The sequence below is a fragment of the Streptomyces sp. NPDC000941 genome (genome assembly GCF_053599555.1).
This window is the reverse complement of record NZ_JBSFMM010000280.1, coordinates 1-12,790: the sequence shown is the minus strand read 5'-3', so window position 1 is coordinate 12,790 and position 12,790 is coordinate 1. Positions and strand designations below refer to the sequence as shown.

Genomic DNA, 12,790 nt, shown 5'->3' with positions numbered 1-12,790 from the left:
AACCTCGGTAATAGTTTTATAAGGGGTGGGGTGCGGCGACCCCCACGCGGGTGGGGGGGGGGGCGCGCTGTCCCGAACTCACCACAAATCGAGCTGCCGGACCACCCGGCGCCGGCTAGTCCTGTCCGTAGCGCGGGTCCACCAGCTCCGGGGCGAGCCCCAGCAGCTCGGCGACCTGCTCGACGACGACCTCGTGGACGAGCAGCGCGCGCTCGTCCCGGGTCTTGGCGCGGATCTCGACCGGGCGGCGGTAGATCACGATGCGGTCCGGGCTGTCGCCGCGCGCGGCGATGAACCGGCCGAGCGGCACGGATTCGCCGTCCCAGCCGTCCCAGCCGTCCGGGCCGCCGGGCCCGCTCATGGTGGGCACCTCGAGCACGGCGAAGTCGACGCCGGACAGCTGGGGCCAGCGTCGCTCCAGCCGCTCCGCGGACTCCTGGACGAGGTCGAGGAAGGACTCCGCGCGGCTGACCGCGAGCGGTACCTGCGGCGGCGCGATCGGACCGCGCATCCCACGCCCGTGCCGATCGCGGCGGCGCGGGCGCGGCTCGGACTGGTGGGGTGGTACGGGCCTGGTCATCACTCATGAGGGTAGCTGTCACCGGCACCTGAGTACGCCCTTACCAGACAGCGCGTCCGCTACCCGCGTCGACGCTCCTCCCGTACCGCCTTTTGCGTCGCTACGCGCAGGCGCCACTCATGTCGCCGGATGAACATTCCGGCCATCCTTCCGCCCCAAAACGGTCTCCTCTTTGGTCGGCTATCTTGCGCAAGATGATCTATATCGGATCGAGCAGTGACCGGATTCGTCCGTACCGGTCATCGTGCCCGTCTGAGTCCGCGCTGGTCAGCGTCGATGTTCACGGATCGGGACGCACGGGGCGAACCGTGACGACACGGCGGAGTGAGCTGGTGGAGAGTCGTCGCGGCCCGCTCAAGAGTGCGGTACCGTCCAACGTCGTGAGCCCTGTACGTCGCTGTTCGCGCACCGCGTGCGGCCGCCCCGCCGTCGCGACGCTGACGTACGTCTACGCGGACTCGACCGCGGTCCTCGGGCCTCTCGCCACCTATGCCGAGCCGCACTGCTACGACCTGTGCTCCGAGCACTCGGAGCGGCTGACCGCCCCGCGCGGCTGGGAGGTCGTCAGGCTCGCCCTCGACACCGGCCCGCCCCGCCCCAGCGGTGACGACCTGGAAGCCCTCGCCAACGCCGTACGCGAGGCGGCCCGCCCCCATGAGCGCCCGCCCGGCGGACCGTCGGGCCCGGGGCAGGGCGGCCGGGAGGGCGATCCGCGCGAGGTCTCCCGCCGTGGCCACCTGAGGGTCCTGCGCTCACCCGACTCCTGAGTCTTCCCCTGGCTTTCTCCCTTCCCGTCTCTCCCGGCGTCCTGCCGTACGCCATAGCCGTACGCCGCCCCGAGCGCGCCGCACGACGGACCTCACAGTTGCTCCCCAGGTCCTGCGGGTAGGTTTTGAACCCCAGAGGCCGCCAAGAGGCCCTGAATCCGCAGAACGTAGAGACCTGCGGAAGTAGAGACCTCCAGAAGGGACTGCTGTGACCGACTTGTCGCAGATCGTGAAGGCGTACGACGTGCGCGGTGTGGTCCCGGACCAGTTGAACGAGCCGCTCGCCGAGCTGTTCGGCGCCGCCTTCGCCCGGGTGACCGGCGCGCGTGCGATCGTCGTCGGCCATGACATGCGCCCCTCGTCGCCCGGTCTGTCGCGGGCCTTCGCGACCGGGGCCGCCGCGCTCGGCGCGGATGTGACCGAGATCGGACTGTGCTCCACCGACCAGCTCTACTTCGCCAGCGGCCACCTCGACCTGCCCGGTGCGATGTTCACGGCCAGCCACAACCCCGCCCAGTACAACGGCATCAAACTGTGCCGCGCGGGCGCCGCCCCCATCGGCCAGGACAGCGGGCTCGCCGACATCCGCGCCCTGGTCGAGGAGTGGATCGCGGGCAGCGCGCCCGACCCGGTCGCCGACCGCGGCACGATCACCCAGCGGGACGTACTCGACGACTACGCCGCCCATCTGCGCTCGCTCGTCGACCTCACCGGCATCCGCCGTCTCAAGGCCGTCGTCGACGCCGGCAACGGCATGGGCGGCCACACCGTCCCCACCGTCTTCACCGGGCTCCCCGTCGAGCTGGACCCGATGTACTTCGAGCTGGACGGCACCTTCCCCAACCACGAGGCCAACCCGCTCGACCCCAAGAACATCGTCGACCTCCAGGCGCGCGTCCGCGAGACCGGCGCCGACCTCGGCCTCGCCTTCGACGGCGACGCCGACCGCTGCTTCGTCGTCGACGAGCGCGGCGAGCCGGTCTCCCCGTCCGCGATCACCGCCCTGGTGGCCGCCCGCGAGCTGGCCAAGCACCCGGGCGGAACGGTCATCCACAACTGCATCACCTCGTGGTCGGTGCCCGAGGTCGTCAAGGAGCAGGGCGGCACCCCGGTCCGCACCCGCGTCGGGCACTCGTTCATCAAGGCCGAGATGGCCCGCACCGGCGCGATCTTCGGCGGCGAGCACTCCGCGCACTACTACTTCCGCGACTTCTGGAACGCCGACACCGGCATGCTGGCCGCCCTCCACGTCCTGGCCGCGCTCGGCGAGCAGGACCGCCCGCTGTCGCAGCTGGTCGCCGCGTACGACCGGTATGCCGCCTCCGGCGAGATCAACAGCGTCGTGGACGACCAGGCCGGACGCATGACCGCGGTCAGGGCCGCGTACCAGGGGCGCGACGACGTCGAGCTGGACGAGCTGGACGGGCTGACGGTGACGGCCGCCGACTGGTGGTTCAACCTCCGCCCCTCCAACACCGAGCCGCTGCTGCGCCTCAACGTGGAGGCGCGCGACGCGGAAACCGTCGCCCGCGTCCGCGACGAGGTCCTGGCCGTGGTCCGCGCCTGAGGAGCCCCTCAAGGGGCGTCTGAACGGGCGTCTGAAGGGGAGGGGGCGCCCCGCTCCCTCCCCGGCGGTACGCTGACTGCGCTGGACTCAAACCGAAGGGACGACGCCCCATGCCGCTCGAAGCCGGTCTGCTGGACATCCTCGCCTGCCCGGCGTGTCACGCACCGCTGCGCGAGGAAGAGAGTCCGGAGACGCCCGAGCTGGTGTGCACGGGCGAGGGGTGCGGCCTCGCCTACCCGGTCCGGGACGACATCCCCGTGCTGCTCGTCGACGAGGCGCGCCGCCCGGCCTGACGCCGTCCCGCGCAGTTCCCGGACTGCACCGCCCCGGACCGTACCGCCCCGGACCGCACCGCACCGCCCACGGCGATCGGAGGCCGAAGCACCATGCTCGACGAATCCCTCCTCGACGCCCCCGAAGCCCTCGCCCGCGCGGATGTTCGCGGGCTGCTGCGAGGGGCCGCGGAATCCGGCGCCCGGGTGCGTACCGCGGCCCGGTACGCCGCCGAGGCGGGGGTCGCCGACCTCAAGCCGGACGGCAGGCCGCGCTCCGTGCTGGTCGCCGGCCCGGGCGCGGCGGGGAGCTGCACCGCCGACCTCCTCGGCGCCCTCAGCGGCAACAACTGCCCGGTCAGCCTGATCGCGCCGACGGGCGTGGCGCCCGCCCCGGGCGCGCTGCGCTGGACGCTGCCCGGCTGGGCCGGCCCGCTGGACCTGCTGCTGTTCGTCACACCGGACGGCGCGGAGCCGGGGCTTCCGCCGCTGGTCGAGCATGCGTACCGGCGGGGCTGCTCGATCGTGGCGGTCGCGCCCGCGGACTCCCCGCTGGCGGGCGCCGTCGAGCAGGCGCGCGGGCTGATGGTCCCGCTGGCCACCGGCCCGTACACCAACAACTCGGCGCCGTACGACACGGCGCCGCCCGCTCCCGCCGGAACCCCGCAGGCCGAAGGGCAGCACGCCGAGCCGACGGGCACGGCGCCGGACGAGGTGACGGGGCCCGCGCTGCCGGGCACCCTGTGGGGGCTGCTCACGCCGCTGCTGGTCCTCGTCGACCGCATCGGCCTGGTGGCCGCCCCGCCCAGCGTGCTGCAGCAGGTGGCCGACCGGCTGGACCAGGTCGCCGAGCGCTGCGGCCCGGCCATCGCCACCTACACCAACCCTGCCAAGGCTCTGGCCGCCGAGCTCGCCGGTTCGCTGCCGCTGCTGTGGACCGAAGGGCCGGTCGCGGCGGCCGCCGGGCGGCGCTTCGCGAGCCTGCTCGCGCTGCTCGCCGGGCGCCCCGCGCTCGTCGCCGAGCTGCCCGGGGCGCTCGCCGCCCACGGCACGCTGCTGGCCGGATCGCTGGCCGGCGGCGCCGACCCGGACGACTTCTTCCGCGACCGGGTGGAGGAGGCGGAGGCGCTGCGGGCCAGGGTTGTGCTCTTGTACGACGAACAAGTCAGCGCCCTCTCGGCCGTACCGACCGCCCGGGAGCTCGCGCTCGCCCACGACACCGCGCTCAGCGAGCTCGAACCGGGCGGGGGCGGTGTGCTGGAGAACGCGGCAGAGCTCCTCGCCATCACGGATTTCACCGCCGTTTACCTGGCGCTCGCCTCGACGGAGAGATCATGACGGAGTAATCCCGTCCTTCCGTACGTACAGTCAGGAACCGCACCCTATGGACCGCCTCGTCAACACCGTCCGCCCCTACGCCTGGGGCTCCGCCACCGCCATCCCCGAGCTGCTGGGCGCGGAGCCGACGGGTGAGCCGCAGGCCGAGCTGTGGATGGGGGCGCACCCCGGGGCGCCGTCCCGCGTCGACCGCGGAGAGGGCCCGGTGGCCCTCTCCGACGTGATCGCCGCCGACCCGGAGGGCGAACTCGGCCCGGACGCCGTAGGCCACTTCGGGCCGCGGCTGCCGTTCCTGTTCAAGGTGCTCGCCGCCGCCTCGCCGCTCTCGCTGCAGGTGCACCCGGACCTGGCCCAGGCCGAGGCGGGCTTCGCGGACGAGGAGGCGCGCGGCGTCCCCGTCGACGCCGCTCACCGCAACTACAAGGACGCCAACCACAAGCCCGAACTCATATGCGCGCTCACGCCCTTCGACGGGCTGTGCGGCTTCCGTGACGCCGACGAGGCCGCCGGGCTGCTGGCCGCCCTTGAGGTGGACTCGCTCAAGCCGTATGTGGACGTCCTGCACGCCCACCCCGAGTCCCACGCGCTGCGCGAAGTGCTCACCGCCGTACTGGCCGCCGACCGCGAGGCGATCGCGGACACCGTCCACCAGGCCGCTGCCGCCGCCGAACGGCTCGGCGCGCAGGACGGCCCGCACGCCCCCGCGTACCGCGCGTACGCCTCCATCGCCCGGCACTACCCGGGCGACCCCGGCGTGATCGCCGCGATGCTCCTCAACTACGTACAACTGCAGCCGGGCGAGGCGCTTTACCTGGGCGCGGGCGTGCCGCACGCCTATCTTGACGGCCTCGGCGTCGAGATCATGGCCAACTCCGACAATGTGCTGCGGTGCGGACTGACCCCCAAGCACATCGACGTCCCCGAACTGCTGCGTATCGTCCGCTTCGAGAGCGAGGCACCCGGTGTGCTCCGCCCCGAGGCGGATTCCTCCGGCGAGGAGGTGTACACCACCCCGATCGACGAGTTCCGGCTCTCGCGCTACGTCCTGGCCGAGGGCACCGGCCCACGCCCGCTGCCCTCCCGTACGCCCCAGATCCTGCTGTGCGCCGCGGGAACGGCGGTGCTGCGCGGCACGGGCGTGGACGGGACCGAGCTGCGGCTGGCACAGGGGGAGTCGGCCTTCGTCCCGGCGGGCGAGGCCGTGGCGCTGTCCGGCCCCGGCACTGTGTTCCGGGCCACAGTCGCCGCCTGACGCACCGCCGCTCGGCGGGGCTGCAACAATGGCCCGCCGTACGCAGTAAAGCAACGGCAAAGCTGCCGTGCGACGGAAGGGATATTCGGCACAAAATGAGTGCATCAGGCGGAACCAAGGCGATTGTTGCCGCGCTGGGCGCCAACCTGGCCATCGCCGTAGCCAAGTTCGTGGCGTTCGCGTTCAGCGGCTCGTCGTCGATGCTCGCCGAGGGCGTGCACTCGATCGCCGACTCCGGCAACCAGGGCCTGCTGCTGCTCGGCGGCAAGAAGGCCAAACGCGAGGCGACCCCGGAGCACCCCTTCGGCTACGGCCGCGAGCGCTACATCTACGGCTTCCTGGTCTCCATCGTCCTGTTCACCATCGGCGGCGTCTTCGCCCTCTACGAGGGCTACGAGAAGATCAAGCACCCGCACGACGTGGAGAACTGGTACTGGCCGGTCGGCGTTCTCGTCTTCGCGATCATCGCGGAGGGCTTCTCGTTCCGTACGGCCATCAAGGAGTCGAACGAGGTCCGCGGCAAGCTGACCTGGTCGCAGTTCGTACGCCGGGCCAAGGCCCCCGAGCTGCCGGTCGTCCTGCTCGAGGACCTCGGCGCCCTGGTCGGCCTGGTGCTCGCGCTCGGCGGTGTCGGCCTGTCGCTGCTCACCGGCGACGGCGTATGGGACGGCATCGGCACCGTCTGCATCGGCGTGCTGCTGGTCCTGATCGCCCTCGTACTGGCCGCCGAGACGAAGTCCCTGCTGCTCGGCGAGGCCGCGGACGCGGACCAGGTCGCCAAGATCCGCGAGGCCCTGGTGGACGGCGAGACGGTCACCGGCCTGATCCACATGCGCACGCTCCACCTGGGCCCCGAGGAGCTTCTGGTCGCAGCCAAGGTCGCCGTCCAGCACGACGACACGGCGGCAGAGGTCGCCCGCGCGATCGACGCGGCGGAGGCCCGCGTCCGCGAGGCGGTCCCCATCGCCCGCGTGATCTACCTGGAACCGGACATCCTGCGCACCACGACCTCGGCGTAACAGGCACAAGCCCGCCCGGCGCGGCGCGACCCCGCGCGGCCGCCGCCCGGCATGGGCTCTCGCCCGGGTGCGCGTCCGTTGGCCCGGTACGGGCTTCGCGGATCTCGGCCCGATGTACGCCCTCGCGTTCCCGGCCCGGCACGGGCCCTTGCGCTCCCGGCCCGGCGAGCGCCGATGCGGCCTTCGGCCTTCGGGGCGCAGCCTCGTGCCGGGCCCGGAGGCGGCCCCTCGGGCCCTGGCCCAGGCGCGCGTTCTCGAGTCTGCTGGCCCAGCACGGGCCCTCGGGCTAACAGGGGCCCTTGCTCTCCTGCACAGGTGCGCGTCCTCGTGGATCTCGGCCCGGCACGGGCCATCGCGGCCTTCGGCCTTCGGGGCGTGACTTCGGCCGGGTCCGGAGGCGGGCTCTCGCGGGTCGCGGCCCGATTAGGCCCTCGTGGCCCTCGGCCCGGCAGGGGCCCTCGCGTCCGCTGGCCTGGCACGGGCCATCGCGGCTTTGGGGGCGCGGCTTCGGCCGGGGCCAGCGGTCGGCCCCGGCACAGCGCGGGGCCTGCGGGGCCCGGCGCAATGCCCCACGGGGCTCAGGCCCCGCAGGACAGCCCCAGATCGGAAACCGGGAAACCTGCGGCAGGGGGCGGGTCAGGGGGCGGCTGGGGCGAACCCGCCCCAGCCCCCATCCCACCCCCGCTACTCGATCTCGCCGAGCACCCGCAGGATCGCCGCCTCGTCCGCCGCCTCCAGCAGCCGCTCCCGGAACTCCGCACTCATCAGCTTCCGCGAGAGCAGCGCCAGGATCCGCAAGTGCTCATCGCCCGCCGCCGCCTCCGGCACCGCGATCATGAACACCAGCTTGGCCTTCGTGCCGTCCAGCGCACCCCACTCGATGCCTTCCGGCGACCGGGCGAAGCCGACGACGGGCTCGGTCACCGCGTCCGTCTTGGCATGCGGGATCGCGATCTCCTCGCCGAGGCCGGTCGTACCCTGCTCCTCGCGGGCAAGCGCCGCCCGGACCAGCTCCGCCGCATCGGCGACCTTGCCGGAGGTGGCCAGCAGTTCGGCCATCTCGCGTATGGCGGCCTCTTTGCCGTCAGCCGCCAGCCGCTCCCGTACGGTCTGCTCGGTCAGATACCCGGACAGCACCTGATCCGCCCGCTCTGCCGAAGCCCCCTCGGACACAGCCGCAGAAGCCGCAGAAGCAGACGAGGCAGACCCAGCCACAGAAGCAGCCGCACCCGCGCCCGCCCCCTCCGCCGCAACCCCCACCAGCGCCGGCTCACGCACCGGCCCGGGCCCCCCGGCGCCGCCGGCCGCCGCGCCAGGCCCCGAAGCCTCACCGTCACCCGCACCCGCACCCCCACCCGCACCCCCACCGAGCGACATCAGCGCGATGGTCGTGAGCGCCGTAGCCGCCGTACCGATCACGACGGCGACGAAGAACATCGGCACCCCGTCGACCGCACCGAGCAGCGCCACGATCGGACCACCGTGCGGCACGTTGTCCTCGACCGACGCCAGCCCCGCCACCGCACCGGCGACCGCGCCGCCGAGCATGTTCGCCGGGATGACCCGCGCCGGGCGTGCCGCCGCGAACGGGATGGCGCCCTCGGTGATCCCGAAGAAGCCCATGAACAGCGCGGCCAGACCGGTCTCCCGCTCCTGGTCGTCGAACATCCGGCGGCGGATGAGGGTGGCCAGCCCCTGGCCCAGCGGCGGGACCGGGATGGCCGCCGCGCACATGCCCATGACCTCGGGGTTCTTGGAGACCAGGCCGGCGCCGAAGAGGAAGGCGGTCTTGTTGACCGGACCGCCCATGTCGAACGCGATCATCAGGCCGAGGATCGTGCCGAGCAGCGCCGCGCTGGTGCCGGTCAGCCCGCCGAGCCAGTCGGTGAGGTGCTCGAAGACCCACGCGATCGGCTCGCCGAGCACATAGATGAAGAACAGCCCGAGCGCCGAGGTCGCCACGATCGGGATCACGATGATCGGCATGATCGGCTGGACGAACTTGGGGACCTTGACCATCTTGATCCAGCGCACCAGATAACCGGCCAGGAAGCCGGTGATGATCGCGCCGATGAACCCGGCGCCCGCCTCGCTGTCGTACAGCTCGCCGTGCGCCGCGATCCAGCCGCCGACCATGCCGGGCACCAGCGCGGGCCGGTCGGCGATCGCATAGGCGATATAGCCGGAGAGGATCGGGACCATCAGCTGGAAGCCGATCACACCGATGTCGTTGACGGACTTCCAGAAGGAGTCGTCGGGGATGACGATCCCCTTGGGCGTCGTATCTCCGCCCAGCGCGAGCGAGACCGCGATCAGCAGCCCGCCCACCACGACGAACGGGATCATGTACGACACGCCGTTCATCAGGGCCTTGTACGTGACGCTGCGCCCCTTGCCGCCACCGCCGCCGGCGGAGCCCGCCGCGCCACCGCCGCCCGCACCCGGACGGCCCGCGGCGGAGCCGTCCCCGTCGTACACCGGAGCGCTGCGGACCTGCTCGATCAGCCGCTCGGGGTGGTGGATGCCCTCCGCGACGCCGACGACCAGCACCCTCTTGCCGACGAACCGGCTGCGGTCGACGTCCTTGTCGGCGGCGATGATGATGCCGTCCGCGTCTCTGACATCGTTGTCAGACAGTACATTCTCGGCCCCGATCGAGCCTTGTGTCTCCACCTTCATGGCGTGCCCCAGCGATTCCGCCGCTTGGGCCAGCTTTTCCGCGGCCATATAGGTATGCGCGATGCCGGTCGGGCAGGCGGTCACGGCGAGCAGCTTGAGCCCTGGTCCGCTGGCCCCCGCGCCATTGGGGGGATCGGCTGGACTGGTCACGTGGTTCTCCTTCTGCAACGGGCTACAACGGGTTGAGCGAGCGCGAGAAGGTGCAAGGGTCCCCGCGCCGAACGCATCCCGCAAGAGGTCCGGACCGGAACAAAACCCAGGTCGGCAGGGCAGAGACGGCGAACCGGCCGAAGAAAGCGTCCACAGGCTGAAGAAAGCAGTCATCGACTGGGGTTCGCTGCGCCGATCGGTGTAGATTCGTGACCGAGCCAGACGTCGCTGCTGATGGCGGTCGGGCGGTCCGCCCCGCGGACCGGCCGAGGGAGAGAGGGCCTCCGACGGACTGCGCACTGCGAACAGGGGACCCGTGTGTCCGTATGACCACGGCGCCGAGGGACCGCTGTCGCATGCCCAGCCGAACCACTCTCGCTCGATACCGATCCATGAGGAGCAGCACATGACGAATGCCGTCTCCGGTCAGGACTTCAAGGTCGCCGACCTGTCCCTGGCCGCCTTCGGCCGCAAGGAGATCACCCTCGCCGAGCACGAGATGCCCGGCCTGATGGCGATCCGCGAGGAGTACGCGGCCGGCCAGCCGCTCGCGGGCGCCCGGATCACCGGCTCGCTGCACATGACGGTGCAGACCGCGGTCCTGATCGAGACCCTGGCCGCGCTCGGCGCGCAGGTCCGCTGGGCCTCCTGCAACATCTTCTCCACCCAGGACCACGCGGCGGCCGCGATCGCCGTCGGCCCGAACGGCACCCCCGAGGACCCGCAGGGCATCCCGGTCTTCGCCTGGAAGGGCGAGACCCTGGAGGAGTACTGGTGGTGCACGGAGCAGGCGCTGACCTGGCCGGGCACCGCCACCGGCGGTCCGAACATGATCCTGGACGACGGCGGCGACGCCACCCTCCTGGTCCACAAGGGCGTCGAGTACGAGAAGGCCGGCGCCGCCCCGGACGTCTCCACCGCGGAGAACGAGGAGCACCGCGTCATCCTGGAGCTGCTGAACCGCACCCTCGCGGAGAGCCCGCAGAAGTGGACGCAGCTCGCCTCGGAGATCCGCGGCGTGACCGAGGAGACCACCACCGGCGTCCACCGTCTGTACGAGATGCACCGGGACGGGACGCTGCTCTTCCCGGCGATCAACGTGAACGACGCCGTCACCAAGTCGAAGTTCGACAACAAGTACGGCTGCCGCCACTCCCTGGTCGACGGCATCAACCGCGCCACCGACGTGCTGATCGGCGGCAAGGTCGCGGTCATCTGCGGCTACGGTGACGTGGGCAAGGGCTGCGCCGAGTCGCTGCGCGGCCAGGGCGCCCGGGTCATCATCACCGAGATCGACCCCATCTGCGCGCTTCAGGCGGCGATGGACGGCTACCAGGTCGCCACCCTGGACGACGTGGTCGAGACCGCGGACATCTTCATCACCACGACCGGCAACAAGGACATCATCATGGCCTCCGACATGGCCAAGATGAAGCACCAGGCGATCGTCGGGAACATCGGCCACTTCGACAACGAGATCGACATGGCCGGTCTCGCCGAGCTCCCCGGCATCGTCAAGGACGAGGTCAAGCCGCAGGTCCACACCTGGACGTTCGCCGACGGCAAGGTGATCATCGTGCTGTCCGAGGGCCGCCTGCTGAACCTGGGCAACGCGACCGGTCACCCGTCGTTCGTGATGTCCAACTCCTTCGCGAACCAGACCATCGCCCAGATCGAGCTCTTCACCAAGCCGGAGTCCTACCCGACCGACGTCTATGTGCTGCCCAAGCACCTGGACGAGAAGGTCGCCCGGCTCCACCTCGACGCCCTCGGCGTCAAGCTGACCACGCTCCGCCCGGAGCAGGCCGCCTACATCGGCGTCCCGGTCGAGGGCCCGTACAAGCCCGACCACTACCGCTACTGATCACCCGCTGATCGCTCGCCGATCAGCCACTGATCGCACCAGCAGCCGGTAGCCGGCCCCCGCCTCGGCGGGGGCCCAGGCACCAGGGCCCGCCCAGGCCGGTCAGGCCGGGCGGGCCTTCGCACGTTCAAGGACCAAGCCCATGCCCCGCGGCCGCTACTCCCTCCACGACCCACACGATCACACCCCGCTCGGCGAGGAACACTTCCACTGCGCGCCCGGCCCCACCGGCTGGCGCTATGTCGCCCAGCTCACCTCCCCCTCCGGCGATCACAGCGGCTCCGTGGACCTCACCCTCGACGAACTCGGCCGTCCCCTCCGCCTGGAACTGAACGCCGCGAGCTGGCGTGTCCGCGGCGCGGCGCTGGACGGCGTCACCTGGGTCCGTACCGACCCGTCCGGAGAACACGCGACCGAGGGCAATGTCGCCGCCCATGCCTTCACCGGCTCCTCGCCGGCCTTCCTGATCGCCACGGCCCGCCTGCTACGCCTCACCCCGGGCGCCCCCGCCACCCGAGTCCGCCTCGTCGCCCTCACCGCCCCCGTCCTCGCGCCTCGCACCCTCGACCAGTCCTGGGCCCTGCTGGACAGGTCGGCACACCCGACCGACACCGGCCCGCTGACCGTGGACGAATACCGGGTCACCGCTCTCGACACGGGGGAGCAACACTCGGTCCATATCGCGGGTGACGTGGTGCTGGCGGCGCCCGGCATCGAGCTCGAGGAGCTTGAGAGCCCACCGTCGTCCTTCTCCGCCTTCTCCGCGCCCCTCCCTGATCCGGATGCTTGACCGCCGCCTCCTGCGGAGTTACAAAGGCAGTCGTTGGTTGCTTCACATGGACGGTCGAGACGTCGCTCGGACGTCGAGCCACCGGGTCGACACACCGCTCACCACGCGTGGCGCACTGTGCATCGCCCCTCTCTGACCTGCTACTGTGCTCATCTCACCCAAACCCCTTGACAGGGGCTGTTGGGGGAGGTAGGTTTTAACGGTTGCGGCGAGCAGGGTTTGCTCGTGGACAACCGTTAGCACCAAGATCGCCTCGGCTCTGAATTCCGATTCGAGCGAGGCACTTCGATCCTGTAGGGAATCGCGAAGCCGATTAGGTCGGCCGATGCGGGTCTGCTAAAGTCGAAACAGCCGAAAGGCAAAGGCCACTCCAACGGCCATCAGAAATGAAATTCGGATCGGAAACGGACCGGAAAACGGATCTGGTAAGGTTGGAAACACCGAAGGGAAGCGCCCGGAGAAACCGGTGAAACGGTTTCGAAGGAAGCGTCCGTTCCTTGAGAACTCAACAG

10 protein-coding genes are annotated in these 12,790 nt (G+C 71.2%); 8 read left to right on the top strand and 2 right to left on the bottom strand.

What is annotated here, in order from left to right; all coding sequences use genetic code 11:
- Positions 1 to 115 precede the first annotated feature (115 nt).
- Positions 116 to 511 (bottom strand): metallopeptidase family protein, encoded by a 396-nt coding sequence (locus ACWDSL_RS47375; RefSeq protein ID WP_450495190.1) that lies wholly within the window; start codon positions 509 to 511, stop codon positions 116 to 118.
- 401 nt (positions 512 to 912) lie between these two features.
- On the opposite strand from ACWDSL_RS47375, the gene ACWDSL_RS47370 reads away from it, so the two are divergent.
- The 6 genes from ACWDSL_RS47370 to ACWDSL_RS47345 all read left to right on the top strand — a co-directional run bounded on the left by ACWDSL_RS47370 (position 913) and on the right by ACWDSL_RS47345 (position 6,795).
- Positions 913 to 1,347 (top strand): DUF3499 domain-containing protein, encoded by a 435-nt coding sequence (locus tag ACWDSL_RS47370; RefSeq protein WP_450495189.1) that lies wholly within the window; start codon positions 913 to 915, stop codon positions 1,345 to 1,347.
- A 208-nt stretch (positions 1,348 to 1,555) separates the two neighbouring features.
- Positions 1,556 to 2,914 (top strand): phosphomannomutase/phosphoglucomutase, encoded by a 1,359-nt coding sequence (locus tag ACWDSL_RS47365; protein WP_450495188.1) that lies wholly within the window; start codon positions 1,556 to 1,558, stop codon positions 2,912 to 2,914.
- Positions 2,915 to 3,024: 110 nt separating this feature from the next.
- The gene (locus ACWDSL_RS47360) at positions 3,025 to 3,207 is read left to right on the top strand and encodes a Trm112 family protein (protein ID WP_450495187.1); all 183 of its coding nucleotides are present in this window, start codon (positions 3,025 to 3,027) and stop codon (positions 3,205 to 3,207) included.
- Between the two features lie 93 nt (positions 3,208 to 3,300).
- Entirely contained in the window at positions 3,301 to 4,524 is a 1,224-nt protein-coding gene (locus tag ACWDSL_RS47355) for an SIS domain-containing protein (protein WP_450495185.1), read from the top strand.
- Positions 4,525 to 4,570: 46 nt separating this feature from the next.
- Positions 4,571 to 5,776, top strand: coding sequence for a mannose-6-phosphate isomerase, class I (gene manA, locus ACWDSL_RS47350; RefSeq protein WP_450495183.1), 1,206 nt, complete (start codon positions 4,571 to 4,573; stop codon positions 5,774 to 5,776).
- A 95-nt stretch (positions 5,777 to 5,871) separates the two neighbouring features.
- Entirely contained in the window at positions 5,872 to 6,795 is a 924-nt protein-coding gene (locus ACWDSL_RS47345; protein ID WP_450495181.1) for a cation diffusion facilitator family transporter, read from the top strand.
- 684 nt (positions 6,796 to 7,479) lie between these two features.
- On the opposite strand, the gene ACWDSL_RS47340 is transcribed toward ACWDSL_RS47345, so the two are convergent.
- Positions 7,480 to 9,624 carry a fructose-specific PTS transporter subunit EIIC gene (locus ACWDSL_RS47340; RefSeq protein WP_450495180.1) on the bottom strand — a complete coding sequence of 715 codons (2,145 nt, stop codon included), beginning with the start codon at positions 9,622 to 9,624 and terminating at the stop codon, positions 7,480 to 7,482.
- 406 nt (positions 9,625 to 10,030) lie between these two features.
- Here ACWDSL_RS47340 and ahcY point away from each other — a divergent pair, with 406 nt between their 5' ends.
- The gene (ahcY, locus tag ACWDSL_RS47335) at positions 10,031 to 11,488 is read left to right on the top strand and encodes an adenosylhomocysteinase (RefSeq protein WP_450495178.1); all 1,458 of its coding nucleotides are present in this window, start codon (positions 10,031 to 10,033) and stop codon (positions 11,486 to 11,488) included.
- Positions 11,489 to 11,630: 142 nt separating this feature from the next.
- Positions 11,631 to 12,278: a hypothetical protein gene (locus ACWDSL_RS47330; RefSeq protein ID WP_450495176.1), complete on the top strand. Its 648-nt coding sequence runs from the start codon at positions 11,631 to 11,633 to the stop codon at positions 12,276 to 12,278.
- Positions 12,279 to 12,790: the final 512 nt, after the last annotated feature.